We start from the raw sequence: 18,283 nt of genomic DNA on the forward strand, positions 1-18,283 counted from the left end.
GCGCTTCCGGCGTAAGATTGACTGCGCCGCACACTTACGTTTACGTCAACGTCATGTCAAAATGGCCTGGCTGGCGTTCACGAGACGGCAGCAACGCCAACAGACAATACCGATTACATCAGGAGACAGGCTGTGGACTTGGAACTGACCGACGAGCAGCGCGCGTTCGCGCAGGCCGCGCGCGACTATGCCGAAGGCGAACTGGCGCCGCACGCGGCGCACTGGGACGCCGAGGGCATCTTCCCCAAGGAGGCGTTCGCGCGCGCCGGCGAGATGGGCTTCTGCGCCATCTACGCCAGCGAGGACATCGGCGGCCTGGGGCTGCCGCGCCTGGACGCCACCCTGGTGTTCGAGGAAATGGCCGCCGTCGACCCGTCGACCACCGCGTTCCTGACGATCCACAACATGGCCACCTGGATGGTCGGCAAGTGGGGCCAGCCGGCCCTGCGCGAGGCCTGGGGGCCGCTGCTGGCCAGCGGCCAGAAGCTGGCCTCGTACTGCCTGACCGAACCGGGCGCCGGCTCCGACGCCGCCTCGCTGTCGACCCGGGCGCAGCGCCAGGGCGACCACTACGTGCTCAACGGCGCCAAGGCCTTCATCTCGGGCGGCGGCGACACCGACCTGCTGGTGGTGATGGCGCGCAGCGGCGGCGAGGGCGCGGGCGGCATCAGCGCCTTTGCCGTCCCGGCCGACAGCGAGGGCATCAGCTATGGCCGCAAGGAGGAGAAGATGGGCTGGAACAGCCAGTCCACCCGCCCGATCGTGTTCGAGAACGTGCGCGTGCCGGCCGGCAACCTGCTGGGTGAAGAAGGCGAGGGCTTCAAGATCGCCATGAAGGGCCTGGACGGCGGCCGCATCAACATCGGCACGTGCTCGGTCGGCGCGGCCCAGGGCGCGCTCGACGCGGCCCGCCGCTACATGGACGAGCGGCGCCAGTTCAATCGCCGCCTGGCGGAATTCCAGGCGCTGCAGTTCAAGCTGGCGGACATGGCCACCCACCTGGTGGCGGCGCGCCAGATGGTGCGGCTGGCGGCCTGCAAGCTGGATGCGGGCGCGCCCGACGCGGCCACCTATTGCGCCATGGCCAAGCGCTTTGCCACCGACATGGGTTTCCAGATCTGCCTGGACGCGCAGCAGATCCATGGCGGCTACGGGTACCTGCGGGACTATCCCTTGGAGCGTCTGGTGCGCGATACTCGCGTACATCAGATTCTGGAGGGGACCAACGAGATCATGCGCGTGATCATCGCCCGCCAATTGTTGGAAAAAGGAGCCGACATAAGATGAATGCACCGGTGCTGTTCGAAGAAAGGGCCGCCGCCAATGGAATGCGCTTCGGGATCGCGACGCTGAATGCGCCGCAGACCCTGAATGGCCTGTCGCTGGAGATGGTCGACCTGCTGGCCGAGCGCCTGGAGGCCTGGGCGCGTGACCCGGGCCTGGCGCTGGTGGTGCTGCAGGGCGCCGGCGAAAAGGCCTTCTGCGCCGGCGGGGACCTGCACGGCCTGTACCGCAGCATGACCGAGAACGCCGGCAAGGGCGCCTGGGGCAATGCCTACGCGCGCCGCTTCTTTGAACACGAATACCGCCTGGACTACCGCATCCACAGCTACCCCAAGCCGGTGCTGTGCTGGGGCCATGGCATCGTCATGGGCGGCGGCATCGGTCTGATGATGGGCGCCAGCCACCGCGTGGTCAGCGAGACCTCGCGGCTGGCGATGCCGGAGGTCTCCATCGGCCTGTTCCCGGACGTGGGCGGCAGCTGGCTGCTGAACCGCATGCCGGGCCGCACTGGCGTGTTCCTGGCGCTGACGGGCGCGCAGATCAACACCGCCGACGCGTTCTTCGCCGGGCTGGCGGATTTCCGCCTGAACCACGAAGACTGGCCCAAGCTGCTGGCCTCGCTCGAAGAGCAACCCTGGGCCGGCCAGGCCAGCGGCGGCGCCGAGGACGCGATTCCACCGCGTTCGATCAACGACGGCCTGCTGCGCCGGGCCCTGACTGCGCTGGAGCCGCAGGCGCCGCTGGAAGGCGGCAACCTGCGCCAGCATTCGTTCCTGATCAACAGCCTGTGCAGCGGCAACCGCCTGGACGAGATCTACGAGGAACTGGCCGGCCTGAAGGACCACGCCGATCCGTGGCTGGCGCGCGCCGCCAGCACCATGCTGGCCGGCTCGCCCGGCTCGCTGCGGCTGTCGTTCGCGCTGCAGCAGCGCATGCGGCTGCGGTCGCTGGACGACGTGTTCCGCGCCGAATACATCGCCGCGCTGCATTGCACCGCGCATGGCGATTTCGCCGAGGGCATCCGCGCGCTGCTGATCGACAAGGACAAGAAGCCGCGCTGGAACCCCGCGGTGCTGGACATGGCCACCGAGGCCTGGGTGCAGAAGTTCTTCGATGAGCCCTGGCCCGAAGGCCAGCCGCATCCGCTGGACGACCTGGGCAAGGAAGGCCGCTGACGCCCGCCGCGAAGCGGGCCGGCATCGCGTCGCAACACTGATTTCATACCTACAGCAATAGCAACAGGAGACAGGACATCATGAGCAGTATCGCGTTTATCGGTTTGGGCAACATGGGCGCGCCCATGGCGTTGAATCTGGTCAAGGCCGGCCACAGCCTGACGGTGTTCGACCTGGTGCCGGCGGCGGTCAAGGTGCTGACCGACGCGGGCGCCAAGTCGGCGGCCTCGGCCGCCGAGGCGGTCAAGGGCGCCGAGGTGGTGATCTCGATGCTGCCGGCCAGCAAGCACGTCGAAGGCCTGTACCTGGACCAGGACCTGCTGGGCAAGATCCCGTCCAGCGCGCTGGTGATCGAGTGCAGCACCATCGCGCCGGACTCGGCCCGCAAGGTGGCCCAGGCGGCCGAGGTTCGCGGCATCGCCATGATCGACGCGCCGGTCTCGGGCGGCACCGGCGGCGCCGCCGCCGGCACGCTGACCTTCATCGTCGGCGGCCAGGCCGCGGCGCTGGAGCGCGCCCGCCCGGTGCTGGAGAAGATGGGCAAGAACATCTTCCATGCCGGCCCCGCGGGCGCCGGCCAGGTCGCCAAGATCTGCAACAACATGCTGCTCGGCATCCTCATGGCCGGCACTTCGGAGGCGCTGGCGCTGGGCGTGGCCAACGGCCTCGATCCCAAGGTGCTGTCGGACATCATCGCCAAGAGCTCGGGCCGCAACTGGGCCACCGAGCTGTACAACCCGTGGCCCGGCGTGATGGAGCATGCCCCGGCCTCCAAGGGCTATGCCGGCGGCTTCGGCGTCGACCTGATGCTCAAGGACCTGGGCCTGGCGGCCGAGGCGGCGCTGTCGGCGCGCGCCTCGATCCCGCTGGGCGAGCTGGCGCGCAACCTGTATTCGCTGCACAGCGCGGGCGGCTCGGGCCGGCTGGATTTCTCCAGCATCGTCAACCTGGTCAAGCGCGACCAGGACTGACATGGCCACGCCCGCCACTTGCGCCGATCCGGCCGGGCGGGTCCAGGCGAGCTTCGAGCGGCAGAGCATCATGCGGCTGCTCGGCGCCAGCCTGGACGTGGTCGAGCCGGGCAGGGTGGACATCGTCCTGCCGTACCGCGCCGACCTGTGCCAGCAGAACGGCTTCCTGCATGCCGGCATCTCCACCACCATTGCCGATTCGGCCGGCGGCTACGCCGCCTTCAGCCTGTTCCAGCCGGGCGAGGACGTGCTGACCTCGGAATTCAAGATGAACTTCCTGGCGCCGGCCAAGGGCGAGCGCTACGTGGCCAGCGGCCGCGTCGTCAAGCCGGGCAAGCGCCTGTCGATCTGCCAGGTCGAAGTGCATGCCTACGAGGGCGAACAGGCCACGCTTTGCGTGATAGGCTTGCTCACCGCGGTGCGCGTGACGCCGCGTTGAGCCGCTTGCGGCGGGGGCCGCCGCAAGCCTTGTCGCACCTTGATCGGGTCTACGGCAATGCCTTCCAAAGAACACCATCGGATTTTCCGCAGCAACTGGCTGCGCGCCGCCGTGCTGGGCGCCAACGACGGCATCGTGTCCACCGCCAGCCTCATCACCGGCGTGGCGGCCGCCCAGGCCGCGCACGAGGTGGTGCTGACCTCGGGCCTGGCCGGCCTGGTGGCCGGCGCGCTGTCGATGGCGGCCGGTGAATACGTCTCGGTGCGGTCGCAATCGGACATCGAGGCCGCCGACCTGCGTATGGAGCAGCGTTCGCTCAAGCGCAATTCGGGCGAAGAGCTGGAGGAACTGATCGAGATCTATGTTGAACGCGGCCTGTCGCGCGACCTGGCGGAACAGGTGGCGCGGCAGTTGACGCGCCACGATGCGCTCGATGCCCACGCGCGCGATGAGCTCGGCATTTCGATGCACAACCGCGCGCGGCCGGTGCAGGCGGCGGTGGCGTCGGCGGCTTCCTTTGCCGGCGGCGCCGCGTTGCCGCTGGTGGTGGCCGCGCTGGTGCCGGGGGCGCCGCTGATCGGCTCGGTGATCGCCGCGTCGGTGGCCTGTCTGGCCTGTCTGGGGGCCCTGGCCGCCGGGGCCGGGGGAGCGCCCAAGGCGCCGGCGGCGCTGCGCGTGACCGTGCTGGGGGCGCTGGCGATGGCGGTGACCGCCGGCGTCGGCGCCCTGTTCGGCACCGTGGTCTGACGCCCGTTACGGCGTGATGGCGTAGGGCAGCGGCGCCGTGGCGATGCGCGGGCCGTCAACCGCGCCCAGCCGCAGGTCGCCTTCCGGCAGGGCGGCCAACGTGGTTTCGAACAGCACCGATACCGTGTCGTGCGCGCGGGAAGCGTCGACGATGCGGCCGGCGGGTTCGCCGGGCTGGGTGGCGTCGAACACGTCCTTGCCGGCCAGCTCGGCGCCTGGCAGGTCGGCGCCGGCAATGGTGCCGAAGGCCATGCGGCGCTTGACCGTGCCGCGGTAGTGGCTGCGCGCCACCACTTCCTGGCCCGGATAACAGCCCTTGGTGAAGCTGACGCCCTGGATCAGGTCCAGGTTGACCGTTTGCGGGATGAAGACATCCTGGGTGGCGGTGGTGATCCAGGGAATGCCGGCGGCCAGGTCGGCGGCGTGCCATTGGGCGGCCGGGGCCAGCCCGAGCACGGCGGCCAGCGGCGCGGCCGCCGCCAGCTGCGCGTCGGAGGCGATCCACCACCAGCGCAGCGCGGAGTCGGCCGAGGGGGCGGCGATCCAGGTGCCCGAGGGCAGCTCGGCGCGCTGCCACGGGGCGCGCGGCAGCGCGCCGGCGGCGGCTTCCAGCGCGGCCACCTGGGCCGGCGCGGCCTGCACGCCGGCGACGTGCAGGGCGGCCGGGGCCAGCCTGGCCTTGGCGCGCAGCACGAACATGGACAGGCGCTTGACCAGGGCCGCGGCCAGGTCCTGGCGCACCAGGCCGTAGAGACGCGGCGCGTCTTCGGCCGGATCGGCGCCGCGCCACATGACCAGCGTGGCCAGCAGGCGGCCCTTGGCCGTGCAATAGCCGGCCAGGCGGGCGGCGTCGGCCGGCAAGCCGGTGACGTCCTGCGTCAGCTGGCCGTGCAGGAAGGTCAGCGCGTCGGCGCCGCTGGCACCGAAAACCGCGAAATCCTCCAGGGGGGCGCATTGCGCGCAACCTTCGGCGCGCGCCGGGATCGAAGCAAAGAAAGCATGCATGGCTGGGTAGGCCCGAGACTCGTCATCAAAGGCTTGATGATAGCTGTGTTCTCATTCCGGCAGGCCCATGCCCGCGACGGGCAAAGGGGCGCGTGACGCGCTCCGGCCCTTGTTTTGCAGCGACAGGGGCGCGCGATCCATTAAACTTCCCACACTTATGAAGAAGCGACTCCGTTTTTACTTCCTGTGGTCTTTCCTGCTCATCGTGCTGGCCGCCGCCGCGGCTGTCGGCGCGGCCTGGCACTGGATGCACCGACCCATTCCCCTGTCGGCCGACAGGATCGATTTCGTGGTGGACCCGGGCAGCAGCCCGCGCACGGTCGCGCGCGCGCTCAATGCGGCCGGCGTGCCGGTCTGGGAGCCGGGGTTCGTGTGGATGGCGCGCCTGTCGGAACAGGACAAGCTGCTCAAGGCGGGCGGCTACCAGGCCATCAACGGCGATACGCCGTGGCTGCTGCTGCAACGCATGGCGCGCGGCGACATGACCCAGCGCCAGATCACCTTCCTGGAGGGCTGGACCTTCCGCCAGATCCGCCAGGCGCTGCGCGAGAACCCGGACGTCAAGCAGACGCTGGGCGACATCAGCGACGAGGCGCTGATGGAACGCCTGGGCTCGGACATCAAGCATCCGGAAGGCCTGTTCTTTCCCGATACCTACGTCTTCACGCCGGGCAGCACCGATTACGACCTGCTGCGCCGCGCCTACCAGGAAGGCCAGCGCATCCTGGACGACACCTGGGCCAAGCGCCAGTCCGGCCTGCCGCTGTCCACGCCGTACGAGGCGCTGGTGCTGGCGTCCATCATCGAGAAGGAAACCGGCCATGGCCCGGACCGCCGCCGGGTCGCGGGCGTGTTCGCCAACCGCCTGAAGATCGGCATGCTGCTGCAGACCGACCCCACCGTCATCTACGGCATGGGCGATGCCTACCAGGGCCGCATCCGCAAGCGCGACCTGCAGACCGACACGCCCTGGAACACCTACACGCGTCCGGGCCTGCCGCCCACGCCGATCGCGGCCGCCGGCCGCGCGTCGCTGCTGGCCGCGGTGCAGCCCGAGCAGCACAAATTCCTGTTTTTCGTGTCGCGCGGCAATGGCACCAGCGAGTTCTCGGTGAACCTGTCCGAGCACAATCGCAACGTCTCCCGCTATATCCTGGGCCAGACCCCGGCGGCGCGGCCGGCCCCCGCCGGCAAGCCACCGGCCCCGGCCGCGCCCTCGGGCGCGCCGGCCCCGGAACCCGCATCCACCCCCGCGCCGGACAGCGATCCGGCGCCAGCAGAAGGACAAGAGCAATGACCTCACGCGGACGTTTCATCACGCTGGAGGGAGTGGACGGCGCCGGCAAGAGCACCCACACCGAGTGGATCGCCGAGTTCCTGCGCGGCCAGGGCCTGGAGGTGGTGTCCACGCGCGAACCCGGCGGCACGCCGCTGGGCGAAAAGCTGCGCGCGCTGGTGCTGACCGACCCGATGGGCCTGGACACCGAAACATTGCTGATGTTCGCGGCCCGTTGCGAGCACCTGCACCAGGTCATCGAGCCGGCGCTGGCGCGCGGCGCCTGGGTGGTGTGCGACCGCTATACCGACGCCACCTACGCCTACCAGGGCGGCGGCCGCGGCCTGGGCGCCGAACGCGTGGCCGCGCTGGAAACCTGGATGCAGGCGGGCCGGCCCGACCGTACCTGGCTGTTCGACGTGCCGCTGGAGGTGGCGCGCGCGCGCCTGGCCGACGCCCGCGAGCCGGACCGCTTCGAGCGCGAAGGCGCCGCCTTCTTCGAACGCACCCGCGCGGCCTACCAGGCCCGCGCCGCGGCCGAGCCCGACCGCATCCGCGTGATCGATTCGACCCGCGCGATTGCCGCGATCCGCGCCGAACTCGAAGCCGGGCTGCGCGAACTGGTGGCGGTCCGGCCATGAGCGCGCCCCAGTTCCTGCCCTGGCAGATGGAGACGGCGCGCGCCTGGCTGGGCAACCGCGAGCGCTTCGCCCATGCCTGGCTGGTGCATGGCCTGGCCGGCATCGGCAAGCTCGATTTCGCGGTGGCCGCCGCCGCCAGCCTGCTGTGCGAGACGCCGCAGGACGGCCTGGCCTGCGGCCATTGCGCCGCCTGTGCCTGGTTCGCCAGCGGCAACCACCCCGACCTGCGCCGCATCCGGCCCGAGGCCGTGGCGGTCGAGGAGGGGGCCGACGCCGCCGAGGTCTCGGAAGACGCCGAACCCGCCGCCGGCGCGGCCAAGAAGGCGCCGTCCAAGGAAATCCGCATCGACCAGATCCGCTCGCTGGAATCCTGGTTCAACACCGCCACGCACCGGGGCGGCTGGCGCGTGGCGCTGCTGTATCCGGCGCACGCGCTGAACGTGGTGTCGGCCAATGCCCTGCTCAAGGTGCTGGAAGAGCCGCCGCCGCACACCGTGTTCCTGCTGGTGGCGGACGCGCCTGATCGCCTGCTGCCGACGCTGGTGTCGCGCTGCCGCCGCCTGCCGCTGCCGGCGCCCGATCCCGACACCGCGCTGCAATGGCTGCGCGACCAGAATGTGGAGCCGGCGCGCGAATGGCTGGCCGCCGCGGGCGGCGCGCCGCTGGCGGCGCTGCGCCTGGCGCAGCATGCGGAAACGGCCTGCCCGCCATGGCTGACGCAACTGGTCGGCCCCCTGGCCAAGGGCCAGACGCCGGACGTCGGCACCCTGGCCGAGGCCCTGGAAAAGGCCGCGCCCGCCGAGTGGATCGACGCCTTGCAGCGCCTGTATACCGACCTGATGCTGGCCGCCGCCGGGGCGCCGGTGCGTTATTTCCCGACGCTGGCGGCGGCCGTGGCCGAGGTGGCGGGGCGCATGAACACCGCGCGTGCCGCCGAAGCGGCGCGCTGGCTCACGCGCCAGCGCGCGCTGGCCACGCACCCCCTGAACGGCAAGCTTTTCGCCCACGCGACGCTGCAGCGCGTGGTGCTATCCTGCCAGGCATAACCCGTCGTGACGCCGCCGCCCGCCACCCCGCCCGGGTGGCCGCGGCGGCGTCGCGCCATCCCTGATCCAAGCCTCATGTACGTCGATTCACACTGCCATTTGAACTTTCCCGAGCTGGCGGCCGACCTGCCCGCGATCCTCGATCGCATGGCCGCCAACCAGGTGACCCACGCGCTGGTGGTCAGCGTCAACATGCCCGAATGGCCGGGCCTGATGTCGCTGGTCGAGCCGCAGCCCAACCTGTGGGCTTCGGTCGGGGTGCATCCCGACTACGAAGACACGCCCGATCCGGAGCCGGAGGAACTGGCGCGCCTGTCGGCGCATCCCAAGGTGGTGGCGATCGGCGAGACCGGGCTCGACTATTACCGCCTGTCCGAGCCGCTGGACTGGCAGCGCGAGCGTTTCCGCCGCCACATCCGCGCGGCGCGCGACACCGGGCTGCCGCTGATCGTGCATACGCGTTCCTCGGCCGAGGACACGGTGCGGATGCTGCGCGAGGAACGCGCGGCCGAGGTCGGCGGCGTGATGCACTGTTTCACCGAGACCTGGGAAGTGGCCCAGGCCGCGCTCGACCAGAATTTCCTCATCTCCCTGTCCGGCATCGTGACCTTCAAGAACGCCCACGTGGTGCACGAGGTCGCCGCCAAGGTGCCGCTGGACCGGCTGCTGATCGAGACCGATTCGCCGTACCTGGCGCCGGTGCCGTACCGGGGCAAGCTCAACGATCCGTCCAAGGTGATCCACGTGGCCGAGAAGATCGCCGAGCTCAAGGGTATCAGCGTGGCCGAGGTGGCGCGGGCGTCGACCGATAATTTCTTTAATCTTTTCAATAAGATAAAGAGATAATTTAAAGTCAAATATCTACAGTAATTTATCAGGATGACCATGGCTGCCCGCAACGCGTTCTCCCGTCACCGCCTTGTTTCCCATTGCCGCGGCGCGCTGCTGGCGCTGTGTGTCGCCGTGGCGGCGCCGGCCGCCCAGGCGGCGGCCAATCCCTCGGACTGGTGGGTCTACGTTGCCAACGATTACCCCGACGAGATCAATGAACTGCTGGCCCGGGGCGCCGATCCCAACGTGCGCTACCGCAACGGCCAGCCGGCCCTGATGCGGGCGGTGGTGGATGGCGCCTGGAAGGTCTTCGACGCGCTGGCGGCCAATCCGCGCACCGACGTCAATGCCGAGAATCCGGCGGGCGAGACCCCGTTGATGTACCTGGCCATCGCCGGCCAGGTCGACCGCGCCCGCAGCCTGATGGCGCGCGGGGCCCAGGTCAATCGCCTGGGCTGGACGCCGCTGCACTATGCCGCGTCCAAGGGCCAGCTGGCGATGGCGCGGCTGTTGCTGGACAACAAGGCCATGGTGAACGCACCCGCGCCCAACGGCGAGACGCCGTTGATGATGGCGGCGCTGTCGGGCAACAGGGCAATGGTGGACCTGCTGTTGAAGGCAGGGGCCGACGTCACCACGCGCGACACCAAGGGCCAGGACGCGTCCGATTGGGCGACCACGGGCAAGTCCGCCAAGCTGGCCGCGGAATTGAAGACCCTGATCGCCCAGCAGGAGGACGCCAAACGGGCCCGCCGCGCCAGCACGCCGCCCGAACCCGAGGCGCCGGTGCCGGGAGCCGCGGACGGCGACGTCGCGGGCGCCGCGATGCCCGCTGCCACGGACGCAACGCCCGCCGCGCCGGCGCAGGCGTCCTCGCCAGCCCCCGCCGCGCAGGACGCCAGCCCGAAGTCCGCGCCCAGCGTCGGCGGCGTGTCGGGCGTGCGGTTGAACAACTACGACCAGCCTGCGGCGCCCTGAGCGCCTGCGGTCCCGCTTCCTTGCAAACCCGCCCGATGGCGGGTTTTTTCTTGGCCGTCCGGCCGGCGCGCGGGGAGGGCGCGAGGATCGACGGCCTCCCGCGCATGGCCCCGCGAGACCGGCTCAAGCCGTGCCGCGTCGGATTTTTCGCATCCTTTGTTCGGGGTTTTCCCTTGTTATTCTCAATGGATGGGAAATATTGGTCGTTTTTACACCATGAATTGATAATCTGGCGGCCATCAACATCTGGAGTGCTTTTCGATGGATCAGTCGGTAGGGGCGGGCGCGGACCGCGTGCTGTACGTGTTGGCCACGCTGGCCCGGCACGACGGCCCCCTGAGCATCGCCGCGCTGGCGGAAAAGACCGGCCTGGCCCAGAGCACCCTGTACCGCCAGGTGGCGCTGCTCAAGCGCTGGGGCTTCGTCGCCGAGCATGAGGGTGAATACGGCCCCGGCCCGCTGTGCGTGCAACTGGCCTGGGGCTTCGACCAGTCTTCGTTCCTGATCCACGAAGCGCAGCCGGACATGGCCGCCCTGGCGGCGGCGTCGGGCGAGACCATCGGCCTGCTGGTGGCCGTCAAGGACCAGGCGGTATGCCTGGACATGGTCGAAAGCCAGCACCCGCTGCGGTGCTCCTTCACCAAGGGCCGCGGCCTGCCGCTGGCGCGGGGCGCCTCGGCCAAGTCGCTGCTGGCGTTCATGCCGGCGGCACGGCTGCAGGCTGCGCTGGCCGTGCTGGCCAGGGAATCGGGTCTGGACCCGGCGCGCCTGGCCGACGAACTGGAGGCCATCCGCGCCCAGGGCTATGCCGTGACCGACAGCGAAGTCGACGCCGGCGTCTGGGGCGTGAGCGTGCCGATCTTCCAGCGCGCCAACCAGGCGGTGGCCTCCATCACGCTGATGGCGCCGTCCACCCGCGCCGCCCAGCGGCCGCAGGCCTTCATCGACCTGACCGTCGCCGCCGCCCGCCGCATCTCGGGCAAGTTGCAGGCGCACTGACCTATTTCGTACCCGGATTCCTCGTTGTCCCCGCCATTCCCGCCTCATCTCTAGACACCGCCACACCCGTTACGCCGCTCCGATCGCCGTATCCGCATCCACTTTTTCTTTCAGGATTCGCCATGACTACTCGCCGCACCCTGTTGACCGCCGCCCTGACCCTGGGCCTGGCCTGGAGCATGGGCACCGCCCACGCCCAGGAAACCATCCGCGCCGTGACCGACGCCACCTTCCCGCCCATGGAGTTCGTCAAGGACGGCAAGCGCACCGGCTTTGACATCGAATTGGTCGAGGCCCTGGCCGCCGCCATGGGCAAGAAGGTCGAATGGATCGACATCGACTTCAAGGGCCTGATTCCCGCCCTGCAGGCCGGCCGCGCCGACATCGCCGTGTCCGCCATCTACATCACGCCCGAGCGCAGCAAGGTGGTGGACTTCACCGACCCGTACTACGCCGGCGGCCTGGTGGTGCTGACCAAGAAGGACGGTCCGGTCAAGACCCTGAAGGACCTGGACGGCCGCAAGGTGTCGGTGCAGGTCGGCACCAAGTCGGTCAACTACCTGAAGGAACACTACCCGTCGGTGCAGCGCGTCGAGGTCGAGAAGAACCAGGAGATGTTCAACCTGGTGCAGATCGGCCGCGCCGATGCCGCCGTCACCGGCAAGCCGGCCGCCAAGCTGTTCGCCCAGAGCACCACCGACCTGACCGTGCTGGCCGACCAGATCACCACCGAGGACTACGGCATCGCCGTGCCCAAGAACAAGCCGGAACTGACGCGCGGCCTGAATGAGGCGCTGCAGAAGATCAAGGCCGATGGCAGCTACCAGGCCATCGTCAACAAGTGGTTCGAGGCGCCCGCGAAATGAACCTGGATTTTGCTCCCGTCTTCGCCGACTTCGACGCGCTGGTGCGCGGCGCGGTGGTCACCATCGAGGTGACCGCCGGCGCCCTGCTGCTGGGCTGTGTCATCGGCCTTCTGGTCGGCGTCGGCCGGCTCAACCCGCAGCGCAGCATCATCTACAACCTGTGCAGCGTCTACCTGCTGTTCTTTCGCGGCACGCCGCTGCTGGTGCAGCTGTTCATCTGGTTCTTCGGCCTGCCGCAGTTCGGCGTGACGCTGCCGGCGTTCGCCTGCGGCGTGCTGGGGCTGGGCATGTATTCCGGCGCCTATGTGTCGGAAATCGTGCGCGGCGCGATCCAGTCGGTCGACCGCGGCCAGACCGAGGCCGCCCGCTCGCTGGGCATGTCGTCGGGCCAGGCCATGCGCATCATCATCCTGCCGCAGGCGGTGGTGCGCATGATTCCGCCGCTGGGCAACGAATTCATCGCGCTGATCAAGAATTCGGCGCTGGTGTCGCTGCTGACCATCCATGACCTGATGCACGAAGGGCAGAAGATCATCAGCGTGTCGTACCGCTCGCTGGAAACCTATCTGGTGGTGGCGCTGATCTACCTGGTCCTGACCACGGCCGCCATGTTGATACTGCGCAGGATCGAGCAACGCCTGCGCGCCGGGGGGATGGTGCAATGAACGCCGCGAATCCGAAAGAAATGATCCGCATCCGCGGCCTGCAGAAATCCTACGGCGACCACGCCGTGCTGCGCGGCATCGACTTCGATGTGCTGCCGTCGCAGGTGGTGGTGGTGATCGGCCCCAGCGGTTCGGGCAAAAGCACCTTGCTGCGTTGCTGCAACGGGCTGGAAGTGGCCCAGGGCGGCACCGTGGAGATCTGCGGCCAGACCTTGCAGAACGAAGGCGAGCTGTTGCCCGAGGCCGAACTGAACCGCCTGCGCATGCAGGTCGGCATGGTGTTCCAGGGCTTCAACCTGTTCCCGCACCTGTCGGTGCTGGACAACGTCACCGTCGGGCCGCGCAAGCTGCGCGGCATGGGGCGCGACGAGGCCAACGCGCTGGCCGAGGACCTGCTGCGCAAGGTTGGCCTGGCGCAGAAGATGTCGGCCATGCCGGCCAGCCTGTCGGGCGGCCAGAAGCAGCGCGTGGCGATCGCCCGCGCGCTGGCGATGCAGCCCAAGGTCATGCTGTTCGACGAACCGACCTCGGCGCTGGATCCGGAGCTGGTGGGCGAAGTGCTGCAGGTCATGAAGCTGCTGGCGCGCGAAGGCATGACCATGATGGTCGTGACCCACGAAATGGGCTTTGCCCGCGACGTGGCCGACGTGGTCGCGGTGATGGACGGCGGCGTGATCCTGGAGTCGGGCGCGCCCGAGGTCATCTTCAGCCAGCCGCGCGAGGCCCGCACCCGCGAATTCCTGCAGGCCGTGCTGAGCGCGGGGCAGGGGGCGGCATGACGGCGGCGCAATTCGACAAGAGCCTGTGGACCGCGCGCGACGACAGCGCCGAGCGCGGCGACACGCGCCGCCTGGCGCACATCGTCGAGCCGGCCGCGGGCCAGGCGCCGGCCGCGGGCGAGCCGGTGCTGCTGGGATTCGCCTGCGATGCGGGCGTGGCCCGCAACCAGGGTCGCGTCGGCGCGGCCGCCGGCCCGGCCGGCATCCGCAAGTACATGGCCGGCCTGCCGGCGCACGGCCTGACGCGCCTGCTGGACGCGGGCGACGTGGCCTGCGAGGGGGACCAGTTGGAGGACGCGCAGGAGCGCCTGGGCCTGGCGGTGGCCGACCTGCTGCGCCAGGGCGCCCGCCCGCTGGTGCTGGGCGGCGGCCACGAAATCGCCTGGGGCAGCTTCCAGGGCCTGGCGCGCTGGCTGGCCGACCGCGGCGACGACGGCCCGGTGCTGGTGCTGAACCTGGACGCGCATTTCGATCTGCGCACCGGCCGGCCGGGCAGTTCCGGCACGCCGTTCGACCAGATCGCGCATTACTGCGAGGCGCACGGGCTGGCGCTGCAATACGCCTGCCTGGGCGTGTCGCGGCTGGCCAATACGCCGGCGCTGTATGCGCGCGCGGCGGAAGTGGGCGCGGTGTGGGTGGAGGACCGCGACATGCAGGAACGCCACCTGGCGGCGCGCCTGGCCAATGTCGATGCCTTGCTGGCGAGGGCCCGCCACGTGTACCTGACCATCGACCTGGACGTGCTGCCGGCGGCGGTGATGCCGGGCGTGTCGGCGCCGGCGCCCTATGGCGTGCCGATGGCGGTGATCGAGGAGATCGTGCTGCGCGTCAAGGCCAGCGGCAAGCTGCGCCTGGCCGACATGGCCGAGTACAACCCGCGCTTCGACATCGACGGCCATGGCGCCCGCGCGGCGGCGCGCCTGGCCTGGCAACTGCTGTCCGCATGAGACGGTGCGCGGCGCAACGTCCGCCGCGCACCCGGGCCCGCCGTCATGCCCGCCGGGGCGAGCGTGACTGCGGGCCTTTTTACGCCTGCGGCGCAACCAGCGGGATCGACATCTCGTGATGGAAGAGATTGTCGGGGTCGACGTTGCGCTTGGTGGCGATCAGCGCGGCGGTCTTGTTGCCGTAGTACAGGTCGAGCCATTGCGGGTCGACCTGGGTGTGGCTGGCGTCGGTGTACTTCATGTCGGTGTCGGGGTAGTTGATGTAGCACCCCTCGAACGGCGAACCCGGCTGGTTGCTGGGCTTGCCGCCGTACTGCGCGAAGTACTCGTCGTACAGGTCGGCGATCCACTTGATGTGGAAGGCGTCCTGGGCCGGGTCGGTCCAGTACACCTGGAACTGCGACTTCAGCAGCGACGAGCGCTGGCATACGCTGGTCGGGTTGGCGGCTTCGTCGTTGCGGTTGATGCGGCCGCCGTACGAGTCGATCTGCACCAGCGCCTGGTTCAGGCGCGGGTCGTCCGAGCCGTTCAGGTACTCCCACATGGCCATGATTTCGACGTCGCTGAAATTGGCCTTGTGATACGCGGACTTGTACTTGCCGCGCTGGTTGCTGCCCGAGCCGTTGATGCTTTGCGTCAGCCACAGCCAGTCCATCTTCTGCGCATCGTTCACGGCGTGCGCCAGCAGGCGCGGGGCCGGTTCGGCCATGCGGTGCGACGGGCCGTGCCAGCTGGTGGCCAGGTTGACGCCGGGCGCCGCGCCGGCCGCCGCGTTCATGGTGGCGACGAAATCCAGGAACGGCTGGTCGCGCGCGCCGCCCACCTTGCCGTCCTTGCCCGTGTACTGGATGCTGAGCACCACGTCGCCGGTGGAACGGTGCTGCACCTTCAGCAAGGTGAACAGGCCGCCGTTGGCCTTGGCCGGATCGGGGCTGTTCCAGTCCGCGTCATGGTCGGCGAACCATTGCCAGTAGGCGCGCATGAAGCGGGCGAAGTTGGCGCGGCCGGCCGTGCCGGTGCCGAAGCTGGCCCAGGGATAGGACAGCGACAGCCAGTAGGCCTCCTGCGGCGCGACCGGCAGTTCGGCGTAGTAGTAGGTCAGGATGATGCCGAAGTTGCCGCCGCCGCCGCCGCGGCAGGCGATGAACAGGTCGCGGTCGGCGCCGGCGCTGTGCAGGTTGACATGCTTGGGCACCAGCTTGCGCGAACCCGGGCCCTGCGGCACCAGGATGTCCACGCCCGACAGCCAGTCCACCGTCAGGCCATGCTGGCGCGACAGCAGGCCGTAGCCGCCGCCGACGATGTGACCGCCCGAACCGACCGAATAGCACGAGCCGCCGGGCAGGGTGCGGTTGGCGGTCTTGTACAGGTCCAGGTAGCCGTCCCAGTTCTGGTTGCCCGCCGCGGCCGCGAAACGGTAGCGGGCGGCGGGGTTCCAGGGCGAGGCAATGTCGCCGGCCTCGCGGTAGCGCAGGCCGGTCATCAGGCTCAGGTCGATGATGGCCAGCGGCTGGCCGTGGTCCTCGGGCAGTTTGTTGGCCACGAAACCTTCGTAGCAGTGGCCGCCGCTGCGCACCGTGATGCGGCAGCCCTGGGCCAGCGCGGCGTTGGCCGCGTCCAGCACGTCCTGCGGGGTCTTGCAGACGTAGATGGCGTTGGCGCCCTGGCCCGTGGTGGGGAAGCGCAGGTTGAAACCCTTTTGCAGGGTCGCGTAACGCGGGTCATTGCTGTCAATCAGGGAAAAATCCGACATGCGCACCTCTATGGTTGATTTTCATAAGTGCAGGATGCAAGCGGGGGGCGCCCGCCGGCAACGCGGGATGACAAGCTTTGGAAGCCGCCGGTGCCGGGTACCGCTAAAACCGGGGCCGGTTGATTCTGATTCAACTGGATGACGCTTTCAAGCAAGGTGCGACAGGCGCCCCGGGCCGGACTGACACGCGAATGTGATGTGGCGTCGGGGCGCAAGCAAGAGGGGGAGGGGGTGGCCGGGGCGCGGTACGCAGGGCCTTGCTGGCGCAGGTGTCTGGGCTGGGGCCGGGCGAGTCGAATGGGCGGGGCGGGCGCGCACGGGGTGGACGCTGCCGACGAGCGGGGCTAGGATAGGCGCAGCGTTTCGGCAGGCTCGGTGACGCTCACGGTCTTCATTTCCGTATTATGTCCCCAATTAATATTTTTCCATAAAATATGGGGACACAACAAGGATATGGATAAAATGGCGCAACTTTGTCAGGAGAGCATGTTCATGTCTCAAACTCCCACCCATGCCTTGCCGTCTTATCTGAATGCCGACGAACTCGGCCCCTGGGGTAATTACCTGCAACAAGTCGACCGGGTCACGCCGTACCTCGGTTCGCTGGCGCGCTGGGTCGAGACCCTGAAGCGTCCGAAGCGCTCGCTGATCGTCGACGTGCCGATCGAGCTGGACAATGGCAGCGTGGCCCACTTCGAGGGTTATCGCGTGCAGCACAACACCTCGCGCGGTCCGGGCAAGGGCGGCGTGCGTTTCCACCAGGACGTGACGCTGTCGGAAGTGATGGCGCTGGCCGCCTGGATGTCGGTCAAGAACGCCGCGGTCAACCTGCCGTACGGCGGCGCCAAGGGCGGCATCCGCGTCGACCCGCGCAAGCTGTCGCAGTCCGAGATCGAGCGCATGACGCGCCGCTACACCTCGGAAATCGGCGTCATCATCGGCCCGTCCAAGGACATTCCCGCCCCTGACGTGAACACCAACGCCCAGACCATGGCCTGGATGATGGACACGTACTCCATGAACGAAGGCTCGACCGCCACCGGCGTCGTGACCGGCAAGCCGATCGCGCTGGGCGGCAGCCTGGGCCGCGTCGAGGCCACCGGCCGCGGCGTGTTCGTGGTCGGCTGCGAAGCCGCGCGCGACCTGAACATCGACGTGTCCAAGGCGCGCGTGGTGGTGCAGGGCTTCGGCAACGTGGGTGGCACCGCCGCCCGCCTGTTCCATGAAGCCGGCGCCAAGGTCATCGCGGCCCAGGACCACACCGGCACGGTGCACAACGCCGCCGGCCTGGACGTCCACAAGCTGCTGTCGCACGTGTCGCAGCATGGCGGCGTGGGCGGCTTCTCCGGCGGCCAGGCGATGGACAAGAACGAGTTCTGGACGCTCGAAACCGAATTCCTGATCCCGGCGGCCCTGGAAAGCCAGATCACCGCCGACAACGCCGCCAAGGTGCGCGCCAAGATCGTGGTGGAAGGCGCCAACGGCCCGACCACCCCGGAAGCCGACGACATCCTGTTCGAGCACGGCGTGTACGTGGTGCCGGACGTGCTGGCCAACGCCGGCGGCGTGACGGTGTCGTACTTCGAATGGGTGCAGGACTTCTCCAGCTTCTTCTGGAGCGAGGACGAAATCAACCAGCGCCTGGAACGCATCATGCGCGAGGCCTATGCCTCGATCGCGCTGGTGGCCAAGGAGCACAAGGTGACGCTGCGCACCGCCGCGTTCATCGTAGCTTGCACGCGCATCCTGCAGGCCCGCCAGGTGCGCGGCCTGTACCCGTAAGTCCTTCTGGCGCCGGGCCCGGCCCGGCGCGCGGAGGAGCCAGAGGAAGACAGGAAAACCGCCCCGACAGGGGCGGTTTCCATTTTGGGCCGCGGAGTT

General features: G+C 69.1%; 18 protein-coding genes. 16 read left to right on the forward strand and 2 right to left on the reverse strand.

Annotation, left to right across the window (positions count from 1 at the left end; translation table 11 throughout):
* Positions 1 to 132: 132 nt before the first annotated feature.
* From AT699_RS12445 to AT699_RS12465, 5 genes are all read left to right on the forward strand, one after another.
* Complete coding sequence (locus AT699_RS12445; RefSeq protein WP_024068658.1) at positions 133 to 1,287, forward strand: acyl-CoA dehydrogenase family protein; 1,155 nt, start codon at positions 133 to 135, stop codon at positions 1,285 to 1,287.
* Entirely contained in the window at positions 1,284 to 2,459 is a 1,176-nt protein-coding gene (locus tag AT699_RS12450) for an enoyl-CoA hydratase/isomerase family protein (RefSeq protein ID WP_024068659.1), read from the forward strand. Before AT699_RS12445 ends, AT699_RS12450 begins: the two co-directional genes overlap by 4 nt.
* A gap of 80 nt (positions 2,460 to 2,539) precedes the next feature.
* Positions 2,540 to 3,430 (forward strand): 3-hydroxyisobutyrate dehydrogenase, encoded by an 891-nt coding sequence (gene mmsB, locus AT699_RS12455; protein WP_024068660.1) that lies wholly within the window; start codon positions 2,540 to 2,542, stop codon positions 3,428 to 3,430.
* A gap of 1 nt (position 3,431) precedes the next feature.
* A complete protein-coding gene (locus AT699_RS12460; protein WP_020927391.1) occupies positions 3,432 to 3,869 on the forward strand; it encodes a PaaI family thioesterase in 438 nt (145 codons plus the stop codon).
* Positions 3,870 to 3,926: 57 nt separating this feature from the next.
* Positions 3,927 to 4,616: a VIT1/CCC1 transporter family protein gene (locus tag AT699_RS12465; protein WP_024068661.1), complete on the forward strand. Its 690-nt coding sequence runs from the start codon at positions 3,927 to 3,929 to the stop codon at positions 4,614 to 4,616.
* Between the two features lie 6 nt (positions 4,617 to 4,622).
* Here AT699_RS12465 and ygfZ read toward each other — a convergent pair whose 3' ends face one another.
* Positions 4,623 to 5,621 (reverse strand): CAF17-like 4Fe-4S cluster assembly/insertion protein YgfZ, encoded by a 999-nt coding sequence (ygfZ, locus tag AT699_RS12470; RefSeq protein WP_024068662.1) that lies wholly within the window; start codon positions 5,619 to 5,621, stop codon positions 4,623 to 4,625.
* A gap of 157 nt (positions 5,622 to 5,778) precedes the next feature.
* On the opposite strand from ygfZ, the gene mltG reads away from it, so the two are divergent.
* The 10 genes from mltG (at position 5,779) to hutG (ending at position 14,649) form a co-directional block, all read left to right on the forward strand.
* The gene (gene mltG, locus AT699_RS12475) at positions 5,779 to 6,918 is read left to right on the forward strand and encodes an endolytic transglycosylase MltG (RefSeq protein WP_024068663.1); all 1,140 of its coding nucleotides are present in this window, start codon (positions 5,779 to 5,781) and stop codon (positions 6,916 to 6,918) included.
* On the forward strand, positions 6,915 to 7,538 hold the full coding sequence (gene tmk / locus AT699_RS12480) for a dTMP kinase (protein WP_006384542.1): 624 nt from the start codon (positions 6,915 to 6,917) through the stop codon (positions 7,536 to 7,538). The genes mltG and tmk overlap by 4 nt, the downstream gene beginning before the upstream one ends.
* The gene (holB, locus tag AT699_RS12485) at positions 7,535 to 8,584 is read left to right on the forward strand and encodes a DNA polymerase III subunit delta' (protein ID WP_020927395.1); all 1,050 of its coding nucleotides are present in this window, start codon (positions 7,535 to 7,537) and stop codon (positions 8,582 to 8,584) included. The genes tmk and holB overlap by 4 nt, the downstream gene beginning before the upstream one ends.
* A 75-nt stretch (positions 8,585 to 8,659) precedes the next feature.
* Positions 8,660 to 9,430: a TatD family hydrolase gene (locus AT699_RS12490; RefSeq protein ID WP_024068664.1), complete on the forward strand. Its 771-nt coding sequence runs from the start codon at positions 8,660 to 8,662 to the stop codon at positions 9,428 to 9,430.
* Between the two features lie 39 nt (positions 9,431 to 9,469).
* Positions 9,470 to 10,393, forward strand: coding sequence for an ankyrin repeat domain-containing protein (locus AT699_RS12495; RefSeq protein WP_024068665.1), 924 nt, complete (start codon positions 9,470 to 9,472; stop codon positions 10,391 to 10,393).
* Between the two features lie 261 nt (positions 10,394 to 10,654).
* Complete coding sequence (locus AT699_RS12500; RefSeq protein WP_006385305.1) at positions 10,655 to 11,392, forward strand: IclR family transcriptional regulator; 738 nt, start codon at positions 10,655 to 10,657, stop codon at positions 11,390 to 11,392.
* A gap of 122 nt (positions 11,393 to 11,514) precedes the next feature.
* Complete coding sequence (locus AT699_RS12505; protein WP_006385306.1) at positions 11,515 to 12,258, forward strand: transporter substrate-binding domain-containing protein; 744 nt, start codon at positions 11,515 to 11,517, stop codon at positions 12,256 to 12,258.
* Complete coding sequence (locus tag AT699_RS12510; protein WP_006385307.1) at positions 12,255 to 12,923, forward strand: amino acid ABC transporter permease; 669 nt, start codon at positions 12,255 to 12,257, stop codon at positions 12,921 to 12,923. The genes AT699_RS12505 and AT699_RS12510 overlap by 4 nt, the downstream gene beginning before the upstream one ends.
* Positions 12,920 to 13,702 (forward strand): amino acid ABC transporter ATP-binding protein, encoded by a 783-nt coding sequence (locus AT699_RS12515; protein WP_020927398.1) that lies wholly within the window; start codon positions 12,920 to 12,922, stop codon positions 13,700 to 13,702. The genes AT699_RS12510 and AT699_RS12515 overlap by 4 nt, the downstream gene beginning before the upstream one ends.
* The gene (hutG, locus tag AT699_RS12520; protein ID WP_024068666.1) at positions 13,699 to 14,649 is read left to right on the forward strand and encodes a formimidoylglutamase; all 951 of its coding nucleotides are present in this window, start codon (positions 13,699 to 13,701) and stop codon (positions 14,647 to 14,649) included. Before AT699_RS12515 ends, hutG begins: the two co-directional genes overlap by 4 nt.
* A 79-nt stretch (positions 14,650 to 14,728) precedes the next feature.
* Here hutG and AT699_RS12525 read toward each other — a convergent pair whose 3' ends face one another.
* On the reverse strand, positions 14,729 to 16,402 hold the full coding sequence (locus AT699_RS12525; RefSeq protein ID WP_024068667.1) for a BBE domain-containing protein: 1,674 nt from the start codon (positions 16,400 to 16,402) through the stop codon (positions 14,729 to 14,731).
* A 492-nt stretch (positions 16,403 to 16,894) separates the two neighbouring features.
* On the opposite strand from AT699_RS12525, the gene AT699_RS12530 reads away from it, so the two are divergent.
* Complete coding sequence (locus AT699_RS12530) at positions 16,895 to 18,184, forward strand: Glu/Leu/Phe/Val family dehydrogenase (RefSeq protein WP_006385312.1); 1,290 nt, start codon at positions 16,895 to 16,897, stop codon at positions 18,182 to 18,184.
* Positions 18,185 to 18,283: the final 99 nt, after the last annotated feature.

Source organism: Achromobacter xylosoxidans (assembly GCF_001457475.1).
Lineage (GTDB): Bacteria > Pseudomonadota > Gammaproteobacteria > Burkholderiales > Burkholderiaceae_B > Achromobacter > Achromobacter xylosoxidans.

Coding starts and splice junctions, on each gene's coding strand:
- AT699_RS12490 (WP_024068664.1), top strand. CDS start 8,660: ATGTACGTCGATTCACACTGCCATTTGAACTTTCCCGAGCTGGCGGCC.
- mmsB (WP_024068660.1), top strand. CDS start 2,540: ATGAGCAGTATCGCGTTTATCGGTTTGGGCAACATGGGCGCGCCCATG.
- holB (WP_020927395.1), top strand. CDS start 7,535: ATGAGCGCGCCCCAGTTCCTGCCCTGGCAGATGGAGACGGCGCGCGCC.
- AT699_RS12450 (WP_024068659.1), top strand. CDS start 1,284: ATGAATGCACCGGTGCTGTTCGAAGAAAGGGCCGCCGCCAATGGAATG.
- AT699_RS12505 (WP_006385306.1), top strand. CDS start 11,515: ATGACTACTCGCCGCACCCTGTTGACCGCCGCCCTGACCCTGGGCCTG.
- tmk (WP_006384542.1), top strand. CDS start 6,915: ATGACCTCACGCGGACGTTTCATCACGCTGGAGGGAGTGGACGGCGCC.
- AT699_RS12465 (WP_024068661.1), top strand. CDS start 3,927: ATGCCTTCCAAAGAACACCATCGGATTTTCCGCAGCAACTGGCTGCGC.
- hutG (WP_024068666.1), top strand. CDS start 13,699: ATGACGGCGGCGCAATTCGACAAGAGCCTGTGGACCGCGCGCGACGAC.
- AT699_RS12515 (WP_020927398.1), top strand. CDS start 12,920: ATGAACGCCGCGAATCCGAAAGAAATGATCCGCATCCGCGGCCTGCAG.
- AT699_RS12530 (WP_006385312.1), top strand. CDS start 16,895: ATGTCTCAAACTCCCACCCATGCCTTGCCGTCTTATCTGAATGCCGAC.
- AT699_RS12510 (WP_006385307.1), top strand. CDS start 12,255: ATGAACCTGGATTTTGCTCCCGTCTTCGCCGACTTCGACGCGCTGGTG.
- AT699_RS12500 (WP_006385305.1), top strand. CDS start 10,655: ATGGATCAGTCGGTAGGGGCGGGCGCGGACCGCGTGCTGTACGTGTTG.
- AT699_RS12525 (WP_024068667.1), bottom strand. CDS start 16,402: ATGTCGGATTTTTCCCTGATTGACAGCAATGACCCGCGTTACGCGACC.
- mltG (WP_024068663.1), top strand. CDS start 5,779: ATGAAGAAGCGACTCCGTTTTTACTTCCTGTGGTCTTTCCTGCTCATC.
- ygfZ (WP_024068662.1), bottom strand. CDS start 5,621: ATGCATGCTTTCTTTGCTTCGATCCCGGCGCGCGCCGAAGGTTGCGCG.
- AT699_RS12495 (WP_024068665.1), top strand. CDS start 9,470: ATGGCTGCCCGCAACGCGTTCTCCCGTCACCGCCTTGTTTCCCATTGC.
- AT699_RS12460 (WP_020927391.1), top strand. CDS start 3,432: ATGGCCACGCCCGCCACTTGCGCCGATCCGGCCGGGCGGGTCCAGGCG.